Raw genomic sequence first — 18,278 nt, 5'->3', positions numbered from 1 at the left:
CATATATGCGAATATGATAATACGATTAAGGAGGAATAATAATGAGTAATAACAAGAAAAAAGCTGGAGGACTTGGGTTTTTCGAAAAATATTTAACTATATGGGTCTTCCTATGTATAGTAGCAGGTGTTTTAATAGGTGTATACTTACCACAAATACCTCAAACTCTAGATAAATTTACATATGCTCAAGTATCCATACCTGTAGCCATACTTATATGGCTTATGATTTATCCTATGATGCTTAAGATAGATTTTACATCTATAAAAAGTGCTGCAAAACAAAAGAAAGGTTTAGGCGTTACTTGTGGAACTAACTGGTTAATAAAGCCTTTTACAATGTATGCTATATCTTATTTCTTTTTATTAGTAGTATTCAAAAATATAATACCTGCTGACTTAGCAAAAGAATATTTAGCAGGAGCAGTGTTACTTGGAGCAGCTCCATGTACAGCAATGGTATTTGTATGGAGCCATTTAACAAAAGGAAATGCTGCTTATACATTAGTACAAGTTGCAGTTAATGACCTTATACTTCTAGTAGGATTTGTTCCAATAGTTGCACTTTTATTAGGTGTTACAGATGTTTCTGTACCAATGGATACATTGTTATTATCAGTGGTTTTATTCGTTATAATACCATTTGTTGCAGGATACTTCTCAAGAACTATGATAATAAAGAAAAAAGGCTTAGATTACTTTGAAAATGTATTTTTAGCTAAGTTTAATGGAATAACTGTAGTTGGTTTATTATTAACACTAGTAATATTATTTGCTTTCCAAGGGCAAAAGATAATAGATAACCCAGTGCACATTGTATTAATAGCTATACCACTTACAATACAAACATTCTTTATATTCTTTGTTGCATACTTATGGGCTAAGGCATGGAAGTTACCACATGATATAGCGGCACCTGGTGCTATGATAGGTGCTAGTAATTTCTTTGAACTTGCAGTTGCAGTTGCGATTAGCTTATTTGGACTTAACTCAGGTGCGGCACTTGCTACTGTTGTTGGGGTTTTAGTTGAAGTTCCAGTAATGCTTGCACTTGTTGCAATAGCAAATAAAACTAGACACTGGTTTGCAAAGTAAATATCAAAATATAATTAACTAATCATGGGAAGTCAAAATTTAACATTGTGTTAGGCGAGGCTTCCTATAATTATATAAATTAAACTATAAGGAGAATTATTATGAAAATAGAGATATTTGAACCTACAATGTGTTGTTCTACAGGGATATGTGGTCCTAGTGTAGACGAAAAGTTAGTTAAAGTAAGTGAAGATATAGAAGTTGTAAAAAATGAATTTGAAGGAATAGTTATTGAAAGATATCAACCACAAACTCACTCTATGAAGTTTATGACTAATATGGAAGTAGGAAAACTTGTAAGAGAGCATGGTCAAAAAATACTTCCAATAACAGTATTAGATGGAAAGGTAATAAAAAGTGGAGAATACCCAACATTAGAAGAATTAAAATCAAACTTAAGAGGTGAGTAGATTGACACAGTTCTTATTTTTCTCAGGAAAAGGTGGAGTTGGAAAAACTTCAATGGCATGTACAACAGGAGTATACAATGCTGATAAGGGTTTAAAAACTTTAATAGTAACAACAGATCCAGCAGCTAATTTATCAGATGTTTTTGAGCAAGAAATAGGTCATAAAATAACTAAAATTAATAATATAGATAATCTTTATGCTATGGAAATAGATCCAGATGAAGCAACCAATGAATATAAAGAAAATTTACTAGCTCCTATGAGAGATATATTTGATGAAGAAATGATAAGAATAGCAGATGAACAATTAAGTGGACCTTGTACTGAAGAAATGGCTTCATTTGATAGATTCATTGACTTTATGGAGATAGATGAATATGACATTATAATATTTGACACAGCACCTACAGGTCACACAATAAGACTTTTAGAACTTCCAATAGATTGGTCAAAACATATAGAAGAAAGTGCTCAGGGCAGTGGTCAAACTTGTATGGGACCAGTATCTATGATACAAGATAGCAAAGATAAGTTTGATAGAGCTATAGCAAAACTTAGAGATACATCTCAAACAGATTTTATATTTGTTATGCAACCAGAACAAACTTCACTAGATGAAACTATAAGAGCATCACATGAACTAAAAGAGCTTGGTATAAGTACTACAAAGGTCATCATCAATGGATTTATACCAGAAGGTGAAGCAGTTATACCTTTCTTTAAATCTAGATATGAAATGCAACAAGGATATTTATCTAAGGCTAAAGGTATTTTTGATAAGTTACCTATAGATACTATGGAGTTATTTGATAGCGAACTTAAAGGTGTAGATAGATTTAGAGTAAGTGCTTCTATACTATTTGAAGGTAATAAGCCACAAAAAACTAATAAGGTAGAGTACAAAAATATTGATGATATAAAAATAGAAAAAAATGAAGAAGCCAAAAAATTAATAATACCGAAAGAAAACTCAGTTAGAAATATATTTTTCTCAGGAAAAGGCGGAGTTGGAAAAACTGTAATGGCTTGTATTACAGCTGTCAAAGCAGCTAATGAAGGCTTTAAAACACTTTTACTTACAACAGACCCCGCAGCTCATATAGGAAAAGTATTAGATAAACCTATTAAAGATAATCCAGCACAAGTAGATGGGTGCCCAAATTTATATGCAGCTAAAATAGATCCAAAGGTTGCTTTTGAAGAATATAAAGAAATGGTATTAAAAGATGCAAAATCAAAGTTTAGTGGACCAACAATAGCTACTATGGAAGAAGAATTAAACTCTCCATGTACTGAGGAAATGGCAGCTTTCCAAAAGTTTATATCATATGCATCTGAGGAAGAGTATGATGTAATAGTATTTGATACAGCTCCAACAGGTCATACCTTAAGACTATTAGAACTTCCTATGGATTGGTCTAAACAAATCCAAATGAAGGCAGGAGTTACTGCACAGATAAGTGAAGAAGATAAAAAGCAAAAAGAAAAATTTGATAGAGTTATAGCTACTATGAAGGATAAAAATAAAACTACTTTTAGTTTTGTAATGTATCCTGAAAAAACTCCTATAATAGAAGCATATAGAGCTAGTGAAGAGTTAAAAACTGTAGGAATAGAAACAGGGATGGTTATAGCAAACCTTATAATACCAGAGGAACAAGCAACTACGCCATTCTTTAGGAATAGAAGAAATATGCAGGAAAAATATTTAGGTGAAATAAAAGATGACTTCAAGGAATCTGAGGTTGTTAGAGTGCCTATGTATGATAAAGAGATAAAAGGAATAGACATGCTAACTAAGATTGGAGATAGTCTATTCTAAAGAAAATAAATATAAAAATAAATAATTAATTAGAAAATATAAGATGCCAAGCTTTAATTATGATTAAAACTTAGCATCTTATATTTAAATTTATGAATTGCTCAAAGAATAGCTTTAAATTAATTAAAAATAAACTATTATATAAATAAATTAATTCCAAATAGTAATGCAGCGACAACCAACAACCCTTGGATTATATGTATTTCTATTGAAATTAGTAAATTTAACTTATCTATATTTGATACAAAAGTCCTTTTATGATGAAAGATAGCTCCTAACACATGCCTTATAAAAAATCCGATTATTGCAATAAAAATCAATATCATTATTACTATTGATATAAGTCCAGAAAGATATATAAAAGTATGTAGTATAGAGAAAAATAATCTAAAAGAAATTACTATTAAAAAAATACTTACTAAAAATAAAATAATACTGTAAAGTACAGCTATTGTATAATCTTTTTTATTCCACATTTAAACACCTCCTTATAAAAATATATTTAATATTTATAAATATAATGTACAAAACATTTTTCGATAAAATTTCACATAAAAACTGTTTTTATATAACATAAATTGGTATAATTATGAAATAAGCATAAAACTAAAACGTATAGGGACGATATATATTAAGACACTAATAGAAAGACAAAAAATATAGGCAAAATTAGAGAAATCTAATGACGCAAAGCTACAGGGGCTAAGGTCTTAGGACTATGTCAGCCAGTTGCCAAGAGACGAACTATCTTTTGTTATAAAATCAAAGGGCACTTTTGGCATGTACTAAAGTGTCTTTTATATTGCGTAAAAAACAAAAGGAGAGTAAGTATGAAGAAAAAAATATCAAGGATACTTGCAGTAACGCTTATAGCGGTGCAGATGCAAACTGTAGTATTTGCAGATATGCGTTCTACAAATATATCTGCAGCATTAAAAAATAAAAGTGACACAGTCGGTATTTTTGAGCTTGGAATTGATAATAATTACGGAAATAATGTAGATTATGATAAAATAACAGACTTGCCTACTATAACTAAAGATAACAAGCCTTTAGAAAAAGAAATAACTTTAAATGCAGGTGATGTATATAATCCTTTAGAAAATGTAAAAGCTGTAGATGCAAAAGGTAGAGAACTTGAAGTAAAAGTAGACAGTGATAAGGAGCTTAATTTAGACCCTGATAATGATACTACATATAACTTAACTTATACTGCAATAGATATGTATGGTAATGAAGCGAAAGAAGAAGTAGTAATAAATGTAATAGCAAACAAAGCTCCAGCAATATATGCCAATGATAAAACTATTAAACAAGGAAGAGAATTTAATCCTTTAGATGGAGTGACTGCAAATGATAAGGAAGATGGAAACCTTAATTCGAATATTCTTGTAGAAGAAAACACCGTAAATACTAGTGAAGTAGGAAGCTACAAGGTAACATATAGCGTTAGTGATAGCAAAGGATTAAAAACTACAAAGACTATAGAAGTAAATGTTAGTAGTGATGTAGTACTAGCACAAAATATTAAAATAAGTAATAAATTTGATAAAATATATACTAAAGCTAGTAATGAAGTAACAGCAACAGTAAGCAATGATGCAGACAATAAAGACATAGTTTGGTCATTGAGTGACAATGACATAGCTAAATTAGAAGTAAAAGGAAGCACGGCAAAGATAATAGGAAACAAAGAAGGTAAAATAACTATTACAGCTTCAACTGTAGATGGAAGTGATAAGTCAGATAGCTTTCAAATTGAAATAGTAGATTTTGAAAATGAAAGCTCAATACCGAAAGGATTAAAAGATTTAATAGACCTAAATGTGTTAACTCCTGTTACTGGAGAAGGAAGTGAAGATTTACCTGTTGAGCTAGAAGTAAAAGATGTAGATGTAGAAGACTTTAGATTATTTATCAACGATATTAAAAGTTTAAGTCCTTCTATCTTAAGTTCTTATGAAGAAGATAACTTCACTATTTATAAAATAAAATTAACTACAATATCAAGATTATTTAAAAAATCAACAGATTACTATATAGATATAAAAATAGACAATAGCCTTAAAAATGCTGAGGAGTATAAAATCATATTAAACAAAATATCTAACAATGCACCAGAGATAATAAGTGATGGACTTAAGACAACTGTTAAAGTAGGAGAAAAATTTGACCCACTTTATGGTGTAATAGCAGTGGATAAAGAAGATGGAGACATTACATCAAAGATAAAGGTAGTAGGTAGTGTAGATACTTCAAAGGTAGGCGATTATGAAATAACTTATGAAGTTGAAGATAAAGATGGATCAAAAACTACTAAAATAGTTATTATAAAAGTAATAAAAGACGAAACCACAGTATTACCTGAAGGACCAGAAACCCCTCAAGTGCCAGGTGGAACACAAAAGCCATCTGATCCAAATACTACAGTAGACTCTGAGAATAAAGATGTATCTGGAAAAAGGGAAGATACAACAGAAGTAAGTAATGAAGATTCAGTAGTTAAAGATGAAGAAACTGAAGAAGAAAATAAAGAACTGTTAACATATTTAGGAATAGGTGCCTTATTAATAGGTACTGCATCATTTCTTTTTCAAAAAAATTAATAATAATTAAAAAAATCTGAAGGTATAATTATTACCTTCAGATTTTTTTTGTTGAAGTTAGCATATAGTAAGTTATAATTTTTGCCATAATTAATATAGCTTTTAAAAATTTTATTAATATTAGATGGATAATATTTATTATAGTGGTCAATATATAGCTATAATACAAAATAATTTATATGTATTAATTGTTAAGTATTATAATTAAAATATTCAATAGCAGTGTAGGTTTTATTTTTAGTAATTTATGATTTATTAGCAAAGGTAATCATACTTTTTATTAAAGGAGTGAATCACATGGGATATGATAACAGAGAAAGCGGAAATAATAATGGCAGTATATTAAGATGGATAGGAAGATTCATATTAGTAGCAATTATTCTAATGGTAACATCATTTGTAACTCCTGGTTTTTCGATATACGGAATGTGGTCATTTTTAATAGCTGCTATTGTAATATCAGGACTAGACTATTTTGTGGAAGTATTCATGGGAGTTGATGCATCTCCTTTTGGAAAAGGAGTAAAAGGATTTATAATTGCTGCAATAATAATATACGTAGCTCAGTTTTTAGTTCCTAATATGGGCGTTACTATTATAGGTGCATTATTAGCAGCACTAGTTATAGGTGCTTTAGATGCAATATTCCCTGCTAGGGCAATGTAATTTAAGTAAATAGTTTAATATAAGATAGTTATATAGACATTCACAAGTAATGTATATAAATTAAAAATATAATAATATGTTTGTTAAGTATGTATTGATGTGAAAATCGATACATACTTTTTTATGTATAAGGAATTTTAATGTTCACAATATCTAATCATAATTTCTGCTATAATTAAATTATTAGATATAATTAAAAGGGAGATATTACATATGACTAAATACCGATTTATAACCGGTAGCATAGAGTTATTAGAGGATGTAAAGACATTATGGGAAAAGCTTAATGAACATCATAAAAGTCATTCAAATTATTTTGAAAGTAGATTTACAAAACTTAAATTTGAAGATAGAAAAAGTAAGTTTATAAATAATAATAACATTGAGGTTAGAGTAGATTTAATTAAAGATAAAGAAAGAGAGTTATATATTGGATATTGCATTAGTACAATAAATAAAGATTTAGCTGGTGAGATTGATTCACTTTTTATTGAAGAGGATTATCGTAAATATGGATTAGGCGATCAATTAATGGCTAGAGCTTTAGAGTGGCTAGATACGAATAAAGTAAAATCAAAGATAATAGTTGTAGCAGAAGGAAATGAAAATGCATTAGAGTTTTATAAAAAATATAATTTTTATAAGAAAAGTATAACTTTAGAGCAGAAAAACTAATATATAATAATGTTTAAATTCAAATATATAGCTAGAAAAATATGGAGGTGATCTTTTGTATCTACTTGGTTTATCCCTTCTTTTTAAATAAATAAAAAGAAGGGTGATTAATTATGAAAATAAATAAATTAGCAATACCTCTTATGTTAAATAGTGTTTCATCAACTATTATTAATCTATGCGATCAAGCGATGGTTGGAAGAACATATTTAGAAGGTTTTGCTTCAGTTGGGATAATAGGAAGTAACATATATAGTATAACAGGGGTTTTGGGTGCTATTGCAGTAGGATTTAATATATTAGGTTCTAAAGCAAAGGGAAGAGATGACAATGAAGATTTAAATAATAGTTTATTTTTTAGTATTTTTATTAGTGTGATAATAGGATTTATTTTCTGGGGACTTAGTATATTTTGGGGAGAATATATTTTAGAAAACTATTTTAATATTCATGATAATGCACTTAAAGATGCGACTTTGTATCTTTATATATTTAGTTTATCACTAGGAACAAACTTAGTTTTATTTAATATATCCTCATACTTTAAGATAATTAATAAAACAAAATATATACTTTATGGAAACTTAATATCATGTATATTAAATATATTATTTGACTATATACTTATATTTGGGAAGCTTGGTTTTCCTAAGTTAGGTATAGTAGGTAATGCTATTGGATCGGTTATGTCTTTAGTTATTTGTTTAGTATTTTATATTATTATAATTAAAAAATATAATTTAATAACATTAACTAAACTTAATATATTAAAAAATTCAAAAGAGATTTTAAAAATATCAACACCTATGATTTTGCAAGAGTTAGTAGAATCAAGCATTGTTGTATTTATGATGAACTATATATTATCTCAAATAGGGTTATTAGAAGTTTCCACATATAACTTGATTTTTAGCATAATAAACGTAGCTTTAATGCCAATGTATGCTTATTCTCAAGCAGCTTTAAATATAATAAGTGAAGACATTGGAGCTAAAAACACAAGTGATATTGATAAAATAATTAAGATATGTGTTTTTAGAGCTATAAAATTTTATTTTGTTATATGTATTATAATATTAATCTTCAAAAATCAAATACCTATGATAATAACTAATGATACTGACTTGATTATAAATTCATCAAAATATATGTATTTTATAGTTATAGCAAACATTATGAATATACCTAGCTGTGTACTAAAATCTAGTATGCAAGCTTTAGGAGAAGAAAAAATTGTATTTATATATTCTTCTATATCATCGATTTTGTGTACGGTACTAATATATATATTAGCATGTAAATTAGATGGAGGTCTAGGTAGTGTATATTTAGGGCTTATGATTAATTATTTGATTTTAAGTTTTATCTTAATAAGGAAGTTTTACATTTCAAAGAAGAGATTTTTTGTTGAATTATAAAAAAATTGCCATTAGAGTTATTGATTTAACTTTAATGGCTTTTATATTAATAAAAGTAAGTGTACTATAAATTTGTGATAATATCTAAAAACAAATGCTATGTCAAATTAATTTGCTAATAAAAGAATAGATAAAAAACCTAATAATCCGACTGTAGCAATAGATGCAAGTATGTTAAGTATACTAGTCGTTTTATTTTTAAAAACTTTAATAAATAAATAAAATACTCCAATACCTATTACTCCACCTAATGTATTTCCTATAAGGTCAGTTATATCAGTGGCTCCGATAGCTAGAACAAATTGTAAAACTTCAACAGACAAACTAATAAAAAAAGCTACTGAAACTTTTTTAGGAATAGACCATTCTTGCTTTAACATGTATGTGTAAACTCCAATAGGAATGAATACTAGTATGTTATTAATAATTTCATTAATATATAATTTTCCATTTACGATAACTGAACCTAAAAAAGGAATTATATTAATACTTCTGTTTTGATGAAGTTCATCAAAGGAAAAACTCATCTTAAATAAAAGAATCCATATTAATATACAAAAATATATTGTAAATAAAATCATAGTTAAATTTCGTTGTTTTTTATTTTCCATATAATACCTCCCCTTAAGATTTCATTATATCACAAAAATAATATTTAAATATAAGTAGACCTAAGTAGTAATATTTTTATTTATAACTTATACTTCATCTTAAGCTTTAATAGCTATTTTAGTGGACACTTTTTAAAGTATAATTTCTGCTATAATTAAAATAGTAATGTTTTAACACTGAGTAGTATATTTTCAAATAGACAGGAGGGATACTATGAAACTAGAGACAAATAGGCTTGAGATAGTAGCACTTGATGAGTATTATTTAAGATTAATAACTGAAGACATTAGCAGATTTGAACAAGAGTTAAATTGCAAATATTGCGGAGAAGAAATGGAAGGGATTATATTACAAATATTTAAAGAACAGATTGAAATAGTAAGAAAAAATAGAGACAATTATATTTGGCATACATTTTGGCTTTTTAAATTGAAAAATGAAAATAAATTCATAGGTAGTGCTTGTTTTAAAAATATATCATATAGAGATGCACAAGTAGAAATAGGATATGGAATTAATAAAGAATTTGAAAATAACGGATATACTACAGAGGCTATTAATGCCATGTGCAACTGGGCATTAAGCAAACCTAATATAACTAAGATAATAGCTGAAACTGAAATAGATAATGTTGCATCTCAAAGAATTTTAAAAAAATGTAACATGAGAATATGCAAAGAAATGGAAGGATGCTATTGGTGGGAGCTTACTAGCAAAAGTAAATAGGTAAAAAATGGTTTTATTAAACAGAATTATATTTTTTCAAATCTAGTGCACAGCAAATTAGATTTCATCTAAAAATATTTTATATTTATTTATAAATTCCTCTATATCTCTAGATTTTTCCCAGATATCTACGGCACTAGGATCAAGTAAATAAAGAATACCATCATTTAAAAGCTCAACATATTCTCCGTCTTCAGATCCAAGGGCATTTCGTCTAACTTTAAATCCTTTACTTTTATAGTATTTTTCTGTTTCTTTATACAATTCTTCTCGTTTTTCTATATAATCTTTGACCTCATCATTTGAAAAACTATAGGCATCTATAGTTGTCTCTCCATCTATTAAGGTTTCATTTGTAGCTATTTTATCATTCCAAAGATGAATTTTATTCCAAATAAAATATACATCGCCTTCTTTTGGTAGGAATGAGAATTTTGAAATAACATATAGATAATTATTATAGTTTAACTCATAGTAATCAGGTATATCTTCAAATTTCATAGAGTAATCAATATAATCATTAGAGATAACTTCTTTTTTCACAAAAGGAATGCTATCAATAAATTTATATATTGATTCCTCACTTTCAAAAACACCTATATCATAGCTTTTTTCAAATTGTTCAATTTTTAATAAATACGCAATAATATCTCCTTAATTCTAAATTATTTATTTTTAAATCTCTCTAATTATAACATTAAAGAGATCTAAATTTATTTAGGTTTAAATTTATGCATTTCTGCGAGTTTTGAATTTATCTAGTATGTGTACCTTTGCTATCTCTCATAAAGAATAGCAATTCTATTAAACTTTTATGATAAGGTATAAAAGTTTCTTTATCAATCATAGATAGTATATCTTCTTCTGATGACCATTTAACTGTTTGAACTTCCTCGTATTGCAGATTCAACTTTGATATATCTATGTCTTGTTTAACTATATATATATCATCAAATCCTTTATCAAAATTTATCGTAAGGGCTGGTCTTATTCCATCCAATGATAACTTATAGCCAATTTCCTCATAGACTTCACGCTCTGCTGCTAACTGACTTGTATCCCCAGATATGGCACTACCTCCAACCGTAATATCCCACATATTTGGCCATCCATCTTTAAACGGTTGCCTTTGTTGAATTAGCATTTCGCCTTCTAAATTAAAAATACAAACATGAACTACCATGTGGTAAGTATCTTCTTTAAATTTGCTGCCTCTCACCATTGTTTCTCCAGTTTTAATTCTATCTTTATCATAAATATCCCATATTTCCATGTTTATCCCTCACTTATAATTGTAAGCTCCATTTTATCTATATTGTAATATAACAGACAAATTATTATAGATTTAATAATAAAGAAGAAACTTATTTATTTTTATATTTATTAAATACATAAACAATATCTGAATAACAACAAGTACCTTTTGGATTATTTACAGCACAATTACTATTTTTCATTGCTCCTGTTTTTGTTATAACTTCTTCTACAGTTTCGGCACCTTTTATTATTGCATCTTTAATATCATCTTCTGTTACATTATTACAATAACATACATATTTACCAATTTTAACATCATCATTATTATCATCATTACTACAACAAGAACATTTTTTATTATTCATCATATTAATTCTCCTTAAGCTAGAGCTTTATTTTAATTTATAAACCTTATCAATTTTAAAAGTATATATTAACTAGAGCGTATTATAAAGTTAATAATCATCTTATGATTCTTGAATATATCTTATTTAAATAGTTCACTAAATATAGCTAGTTTCCTTTTTATTATTGATACAATGTACTTGATAATTCAAGTAAAAGTGTATTGATATATGTTATATTATATTTAGTATAAAGTATTACAAAAAACTTTGTTTAAATATTTAGAAAGGAGGTTTTATTTATGATGATATATACAAAACAAAAAGGATTATGGAGGGGAAGTCTTCTATAATATAGGAGGATAAAGATGCAAAAAAAGTATTTTAAAATAGAAAATATACCTGCAATTTTATGGGGAGAAAGTTCTGAAAATATATTTATAGCTATACATGGAAATATGTCAAATAAAGAAGATGATGCACTAGTTATATTTGCAGAACAAGCTGTAAAATTAGGATATCAAGTAATTAGTTTTGACTTACCTGAACATGGCGAAAGAGATAAAGAAGGAAATCCATGTAAAGTACATGACTGTGTAAGAGAACTTACATTAATTATGAGTTATGTAAAAGATAACTGGAATAATATTAGCTTATTTGCATGTAGCATGGGAGCATACTTTAGCTTATTGGCATACAAAGATGAGGTTATAAATCAAACATTGTTCCTTTCGCCTGTTGTTAATATGAAAAGAATTATAACTAATATTATGAAATGGTTTAATATAGATGAAGAACAATTAAAAAATCAGCAAACCGTGGAAACTCCAATAGGACAAAGCTTATATTGGGATTATTATTGTTATGTAAATGATAATCCTATTAATAAATGGGATAAGCCAACAAACATATTATATGGATCAAAAGACGATTTATGTGAATCTGAGATAGTATTTAAGTTTGTAGAAAAATTTAAGTGTAATATTGTTGTAATGAATGAAGGTGAACACTATTTTCATACACCAGAACAATTAAAGTTTTTCAAAGAATGGTTATCAAATAGTATATATAAAATTATATGATTAATAAAATACAAGAAGTTACGGAATAGATGTACTAAGATTTGTAAAAGTAAAATAAAATAGGGGGTATGGATATGAGAAAAAGTATAAAAATAATGATTTCATTAATAATTACAGCTTTATTTGTAGTAGGATGTAGCAGTAGCAATGATATCAAAGGCAATAAGATAGAAGACATAGAGTTGAAAGAAGCAAAAAAAATAGCAACTAAACAAGGGTATTCTCTAAAGTTAGATGAGACTATCGCTTATTCAGATATTTTAATAGGTGATTCTGAAGTATTTAAGTTAATAAAAGATGCAAGTATAAAATGTGGTTATTCTGAAGCTGATTTAAATTCTATGACTGAAAGTAGAAAAGTCGTAGGATATGAGCTAGAAGAAAAATCGAAAGAGGATAAGCCTATTATGCTTTGCCTAGTTATAGACAATGAAAAGGTAATTGGAGCATTTTTATATTATCAAAATGACATATTTAAATAACACACTTCTTAGTCATATATACTTCCTATTTATACCCAACAAATTACGTATTCTGCTACAATTAAAATAACAATAGTTTTATTATGAAATAAAAGTTTGTATATTTGAAAATAGATATAGGAGGGAATATGAGAAAGGGAAGGAGTATTGCAATTTTAATATTTATAATATTAGCAGGGATTTTATTTTTTGTATATAAAAATAAAAATACATATATTACAGGAGATAAAGAATTAGACAAAATTTATAATAAAAAAGAAATTCAAGAAGATAGAGATCAAATGATAAAAACATTAGAGAATGTTCATCCTGTATTTTTAGAGGAAGTTCCTAATAAATACTATGAAGCAAAAGAAAGATACATAGAACAAACAAAAGACAAAATGTCACTAGCACAGTTTCAATTAGCCACAAGTAGATACACATCATCTCTAGAAGATGGTCATACCGGTATAGGGTGGATAGGAGCAAAATTCTTAGATGTTAATTGGAAGTACATAAATGGTGATTTAGTAATACTAGACAAAGATAACAAACCTACATCAAAAATAGTCACATCAATAAACAATATAGAAATAGATAACATTATAAAGAGAATAGACGAAACTTTTCCAATTGAAAATTATGTAGATGAATATATGAGTTACTCCAATCTTTCTAAAGAAAGATTAGTACTAAAAAGTGCAGGGGTAAACACTAATGAAAAAATAATAGCAGGAACTAAAGATGGTGATAAATTATCACAAATGGAAGTGAAATTTAAAGATACTCAATTCTCAAATAAATTTGAAGTATATGCAAAAAACATAGACGAAGATACGATGTATATTAAGCTTGGAATATGTGATATTAATGCAGATTTAGAAAAAGTAAAATATCATATAAAAAATAATCTAGACAAAAGTAAATATGTAATAATAGACGTAAGAGATAATCCTGGAGGAAAATCAGAGGCCAATGATAAAATCTTTGAGGCTTTAAAAATAGAAACTGGGTATTTTGGTGGAGAAGAGAGGTATTCAAAAGAAGTACATGATTTTTATGAGAACAAACCAAAAAAAGGTTCACAGTATTTTGAAAGAAGTAATCATGTAGTTAAAAATGAAAATATAGAATTATACGTTCTTATGAATGAAGATAGTTATAGTTCTGCACAGTGGCTTGCAACCGTAGTGAGTGATGGAGAACTTGGTACGGTTGTTGGAAAGCCAAGTAGAAATACACCTTCATCCTATGGAAATGCAATCCCATTCAAATTAGATAATACAAACATACAAGGTCAATTATCCTTTACAAAATGGCTAAGACCAGATGAAAGTAAAGATAAGGAAAAAGTACTTGAGCCAGATATAAAAGTTGAAGAAGGGGAAGATGCATTAGAAAAAACTTTAGAAATTATTAAAGATAAATAATAAAATTAAGAAATGACTAAACTTATGATAAAAGGAAAAGGGGATTGTATATGAGATTTAAAATAATCGGCAGTGGGGGATGTGTTGCACTTCCTAAACCACTATGTAAATGCAGGGTTTGTAATGAAGCAAGAATTAAAGGGAAGCCTTATTCAAGATATGGTTGTAGTTTATTTTTAGAAGATATTAATCTATTAGTTGATACCCCGGAAGACATAGTACATGCAATTAATGATTCTAATATTGAAAGTATTGATAATGTAATGTTTAGCCATGTTGACCCAGATCATACTCTTGGATTTAGAGTTTTTGAACAGTTAAGATTAAATTGGCTTCAGGTATCAGAAGGCAAAGAATGTGATAATCCAATAAATGTATACGCAATGGATCATGTAATGAGTGATATAAATTCTATAAGATTTAGATTTGGCACATTTTTAGATTACTATGAAAAAACTAGGAATTTAATTAATAGAAATGTTATACATAAATCTATATTTATAGATGATATAAAGATAAGCTGTATAAAAGTTAACCATGCTACTATATTTGTTTTTGAAAAAAATAATAAAAAAGTAATATATGCTCCTTGTGATGTAAAGCCATTTCCTAAGGATGAGATATTCAAAGATGCAGATTTATTGATAGTAGGTAATACTATTGTAGGTGATATCCTTAAGGATGGTTATATTTTGGGAGAGGATAACCCACTTAAAAAAGAGTTATTTAGTTTAGAAGAAATTGAAAATATAAAAAGTGGATATGGTATTAAGATGGTTATAATTACTCATTTAGAAGAAGACTGGGGAAAATCATATAGCGATTATTTAGAATTACAAACTCAATATGTTGATATAGAATTTGCTTATGATGGTATGGAGATTAATATTTTGTAGCGGGCAAATTATCTTATTTAGAATTAGCTATTTAGAATAAATAATAATGAACCGTAACATAATTAAGTGAGGTTTTGCTTTAAAATATTGATATTACTAGGTTTGATGCGATTTTATTTAGTTAAATACCATATCATATGCAAAATAATTTAAAGGATTCTTATATATAGAAGGAGTTATAAATTTTGTTCATATTATGTTGTGTTATAACATTTATATTAATTATAAAGGTTAGATTTTGAGGGGGTTAAAATGAGAATTGGGGTAGTACGACATTTTAAAGTTGATTATAAGGCTAAGAGAATGATGAGTTCTAGTGATTTTGAGGAGTATGTTACTAATTATGATAATTCCTCAGTTATAGAAAATAAAATTGATTTAGAGTATAGTATATGGGATAAATGTTATTGTAGTGATTTAAAGAGAGCTGTAATAACAGCAAAGAGTATTTATGATAAAGAGTTAGAAATAACGGAGTTATTAAGAGAAGTGAAAATGTATCCAGTTAAAAAATCACAGTTAAAGATACCTAGTTTTTTATGGAGCATTTCCTCAAGAATTGCATGGAAGTTAAACCATGTTTCACAATTAGAAACAGTAACATATACGAGAAAAAGAGCAAAGGAATTTTTAAGTAAGCTTGACTTAAATAGTGATGAAAATATATTAATAGTATCCCCTGGATTTTTCTTAATAACATTAATTAATGAATTGAAATCATTAGGTTTTAAAGGGAACATACCTAAGAAAATGAAAAATGGGTATTTGTATGTACTTCAAAATTAGTTGAAATACCGTATCATAAGTAATGGCAATATATAGATATTTTTAATAAGAGGTGTTTTTATAAAAATAAACGGTTAATGAATGAGCGAAATAGTTTAAAAATGAAGATTGGATTATTTTAGCACCAATTACGGCAGCACAAATAGATAATATAATACTACAAAAATATACGCCTAAGAAATATTGGAATGAGCACATTGAATTTACATATTGCTATATAGAGTATGGTAGTTTAATAAAAAAATGTAGAATATTGAGATTATTACCAAAACATGGTATGAATTTATCTGTTAAGTATTCATATTTAACAGATAAATTAGAATTTATAGGGGAGATGAAACTATGGGCTTTTTAGGGTATCAGAAAGGTGAAATACGAAAATATAACGACAAGCGTTGTTGTGGTTTGTGGTTTCTTATTATTGGTATTGTTATAATTATTTCTGCCATTTTTGGTGGAGAGCAAAAAATAAATCCGGTAATTTTTACGGTCGGATTTGCTATCGGTTTCTATATATCTGCAATTAACAAAAAAGTATTAGCCAAACTATCATGGGGAGAGTTATCAAAATTTCAAAACAATATGGCGATTTTTTCTATTGTTATCCTATTCCCTTTGATGTTTATTCTGGCTGGTTCATTTTTCCCAACACAAAACTGGAGAATGATTTGGTTGGGTACGTTTCTTGCAGTGGGATTTCATTTTTTTCCATTTTATTTTGTTCATGGTATCTCCATGATAGGAATTGCAGTTTTGTGTTCAGCCAATGCGATTATAGGAATATTTTTCCCAACAATCCCCTTTATTATTTTCGCTTTTATTGACGGGATTATAAAAGTTGTATTTGGAATTTATCTGCTGTTTTTCTCAAAGCCAACTACAAGCCGTCGAAAAATAGCATAAATGCCAGTTTAACTAATAGATGAATATACCTAACCTCACTTACTACTGATACGGTGAACCGTACCATAAGTAAATGAGGTTTTTAGCCTTAACCATTCATATTACTTAGTTAGGGCTGTTTTTATTACTAAAAATAACGTATCATAAGTAAGGTTAGATTTACAAAATATGTTATAATAAATTAAAAAATATATTTAAAGTGAAAGGTAAATAGTAATTTGAAGGAGTGTTCATTGTATGGAATTTATTGATATTTATGATAATTTAGGTCAAAAACGTGGTGTGACATTTGAGAAAGATGAAGCACATAAAAAAGCACTTATTCATAAAGGTGTTTGTGTATGGATTATTAATTCTAATGATGAGATACTACTTCAAACTCGAAGTAGTCATGTCATGTTCCCTAATATGTTAGATATTTCTTTTTCAGGACATATTCAGGCTGGCGAAACTTCTTTAGAAGCTGCTATCCGAGAAGGACGAGAAGAACTTGGTATTAATCTAGAAATAGAGAAACTTCAATATCTGTTTTCTTGTCGAGAATATGGCGGAATTGATGGATATTTTGAAAATGAAATAGATGATGTATTTCTTTATAGAGCAGATATTCCTATAGAAGAATATACTTTTTGCGATAATGAAGTAAAGGAAGTGTCATATGTTTCGCTTGATGAATTTAAAATGATGGTAGAAGCAAATTCTACTATGCTTCTACCTTATGAAACACATTATCATTTTTTTCTAACTGTTTTAAGTAGTCGCTTAATACAATAAGAGATTATAAGCAATTTATAGCATAAACTTTGAGTTTTGTATTAAATGCACAAATTCCAATTTATATTATTAAGATGAAAAATTTTAAATAAAAAATTATATAGGTTTATTTTTTATAAAGATTTGATATAATATAGATAAGAAATGCAGAAAATAAAAACAGTGTGCTACCAACGCACTATAATATACAATTCTAGTTGCATAGGCAACTGGTATCACTAAAGCTTTTTAACAAAAAACAGTAGCTTCCAAATTGCACGTGGGGCTACTATTTTTTTAATATTTTATCTATAAGTAACACTATAAATGTTAA

General features: G+C 27.6%; 20 protein-coding genes and 1 riboswitch. Of the genes, 15 read left to right on the top strand and 5 right to left on the bottom strand.

The features are described 5' to 3' along the window. Positions 1-41: 41 nt before the first annotated feature. From arsB to ACI48P_RS16640, 3 genes are all read left to right on the top strand, one after another. Complete coding sequence (arsB, locus tag ACI48P_RS16650; protein WP_475217819.1) at positions 42-1,094, top strand: ACR3 family arsenite efflux transporter; 1,053 nt, start codon at positions 42-44, stop codon at positions 1,092-1,094. Between the two features lie 101 nt (positions 1,095-1,195). Beyond that, entirely contained in the window at positions 1,196-1,504 is a 309-nt protein-coding gene (gene arsD, locus ACI48P_RS16645; RefSeq protein WP_475217816.1) for an arsenite efflux transporter metallochaperone ArsD, read from the top strand. 1 nt (position 1,505) lies between these two features. Then, positions 1,506-3,326 (top strand): TRC40/GET3/ArsA family transport-energizing ATPase, encoded by a 1,821-nt coding sequence (locus ACI48P_RS16640; RefSeq protein ID WP_475217812.1) that lies wholly within the window; start codon positions 1,506-1,508, stop codon positions 3,324-3,326. 137 nt (positions 3,327-3,463) lie between these two features. On the opposite strand, the gene ACI48P_RS16635 is transcribed toward ACI48P_RS16640, so the two are convergent. Next, a complete protein-coding gene (locus ACI48P_RS16635) occupies positions 3,464-3,802 on the bottom strand; it encodes a hypothetical protein (RefSeq protein WP_475217808.1) in 339 nt (112 codons plus the stop codon). 176 nt (positions 3,803-3,978) lie between these two features. Then, positions 3,979-4,063: riboswitch (cyclic di-GMP riboswitch) on the top strand. Between the two features lie 93 nt (positions 4,064-4,156). On the opposite strand from ACI48P_RS16635, the gene ACI48P_RS16630 reads away from it, so the two are divergent. From ACI48P_RS16630 to ACI48P_RS16615, 4 genes are all read left to right on the top strand, one after another. Further along, a complete protein-coding gene (locus tag ACI48P_RS16630) occupies positions 4,157-5,932 on the top strand; it encodes an immunoglobulin-like domain-containing protein (protein ID WP_475217805.1) in 1,776 nt (591 codons plus the stop codon). Positions 5,933-6,229: 297 nt separating this feature from the next. Further along, positions 6,230-6,598, top strand: coding sequence for a phage holin family protein (locus tag ACI48P_RS16625; protein ID WP_475217801.1), 369 nt, complete (start codon positions 6,230-6,232; stop codon positions 6,596-6,598). Between the two features lie 213 nt (positions 6,599-6,811). Then, positions 6,812-7,273, top strand: coding sequence for a GNAT family N-acetyltransferase (locus tag ACI48P_RS16620; protein ID WP_475217798.1), 462 nt, complete (start codon positions 6,812-6,814; stop codon positions 7,271-7,273). Between the two features lie 113 nt (positions 7,274-7,386). Next, positions 7,387-8,691 (top strand): MATE family efflux transporter, encoded by a 1,305-nt coding sequence (locus ACI48P_RS16615; protein WP_475217794.1) that lies wholly within the window; start codon positions 7,387-7,389, stop codon positions 8,689-8,691. Between the two features lie 107 nt (positions 8,692-8,798). Here ACI48P_RS16615 and ACI48P_RS16610 read toward each other — a convergent pair whose 3' ends face one another. Beyond that, entirely contained in the window at positions 8,799-9,302 is a 504-nt protein-coding gene (locus ACI48P_RS16610) for a VanZ family protein (protein WP_475217790.1), read from the bottom strand. 214 nt (positions 9,303-9,516) lie between these two features. Here ACI48P_RS16610 and ACI48P_RS16605 point away from each other — a divergent pair, with 214 nt between their 5' ends. Beyond that, a complete protein-coding gene (locus ACI48P_RS16605; RefSeq protein WP_475217786.1) occupies positions 9,517-10,029 on the top strand; it encodes a GNAT family N-acetyltransferase in 513 nt (170 codons plus the stop codon). 57 nt (positions 10,030-10,086) lie between these two features. Here ACI48P_RS16605 and ACI48P_RS16600 read toward each other — a convergent pair whose 3' ends face one another. From ACI48P_RS16600 to ACI48P_RS16590, 3 genes are all read right to left on the bottom strand, one after another. Then, entirely contained in the window at positions 10,087-10,572 is a 486-nt protein-coding gene (locus ACI48P_RS16600; RefSeq protein ID WP_475217782.1) for a hypothetical protein, read from the bottom strand. A 211-nt stretch (positions 10,573-10,783) separates the two neighbouring features. Next, positions 10,784-11,302, bottom strand: a complete 519-nt coding sequence (locus ACI48P_RS16595; protein ID WP_475217779.1) for an NUDIX hydrolase — start codon at positions 11,300-11,302, stop codon at positions 10,784-10,786. A gap of 91 nt (positions 11,303-11,393) precedes the next feature. Next, a complete protein-coding gene (locus tag ACI48P_RS16590) occupies positions 11,394-11,654 on the bottom strand; it encodes a (2Fe-2S)-binding protein (RefSeq protein ID WP_475217775.1) in 261 nt (86 codons plus the stop codon). Positions 11,655-11,998: 344 nt separating this feature from the next. On the opposite strand from ACI48P_RS16590, the gene ACI48P_RS16585 reads away from it, so the two are divergent. The 7 genes from ACI48P_RS16585 to ACI48P_RS16555 all read left to right on the top strand — a co-directional run bounded on the left by ACI48P_RS16585 (position 11,999) and on the right by ACI48P_RS16555 (position 17,965). Beyond that, complete coding sequence (locus tag ACI48P_RS16585; protein WP_475217771.1) at positions 11,999-12,712, top strand: alpha/beta hydrolase; 714 nt, start codon at positions 11,999-12,001, stop codon at positions 12,710-12,712. A 74-nt stretch (positions 12,713-12,786) separates the two neighbouring features. Further along, the gene (locus ACI48P_RS16580; RefSeq protein ID WP_475217768.1) at positions 12,787-13,194 is read left to right on the top strand and encodes a hypothetical protein; all 408 of its coding nucleotides are present in this window, start codon (positions 12,787-12,789) and stop codon (positions 13,192-13,194) included. Between the two features lie 128 nt (positions 13,195-13,322). Then, the gene (locus ACI48P_RS16575; RefSeq protein ID WP_475217766.1) at positions 13,323-14,606 is read left to right on the top strand and encodes a S41 family peptidase; all 1,284 of its coding nucleotides are present in this window, start codon (positions 13,323-13,325) and stop codon (positions 14,604-14,606) included. A gap of 50 nt (positions 14,607-14,656) precedes the next feature. Further along, positions 14,657-15,502: an MBL fold metallo-hydrolase gene (locus ACI48P_RS16570; protein WP_475217761.1), complete on the top strand. Its 846-nt coding sequence runs from the start codon at positions 14,657-14,659 to the stop codon at positions 15,500-15,502. Positions 15,503-15,754: 252 nt separating this feature from the next. Further along, positions 15,755-16,288, top strand: coding sequence for a histidine phosphatase family protein (locus ACI48P_RS16565; protein WP_475217759.1), 534 nt, complete (start codon positions 15,755-15,757; stop codon positions 16,286-16,288). Positions 16,289-16,630: 342 nt separating this feature from the next. After that, positions 16,631-17,191, top strand: a complete 561-nt coding sequence (locus ACI48P_RS16560) for a DUF6609 family protein (RefSeq protein ID WP_475217755.1) — start codon at positions 16,631-16,633, stop codon at positions 17,189-17,191. Between the two features lie 237 nt (positions 17,192-17,428). Beyond that, complete coding sequence (locus ACI48P_RS16555; protein ID WP_475217754.1) at positions 17,429-17,965, top strand: NUDIX hydrolase; 537 nt, start codon at positions 17,429-17,431, stop codon at positions 17,963-17,965. Positions 17,966-18,278: the final 313 nt, after the last annotated feature.

It is taken from the genome of Romboutsia sp. LXY-2, from assembly GCF_056171995.1.
The sequence above is the reverse complement of the archived record's forward strand: the minus strand, read 5'-3'. Positions and strand labels throughout refer to the sequence as shown.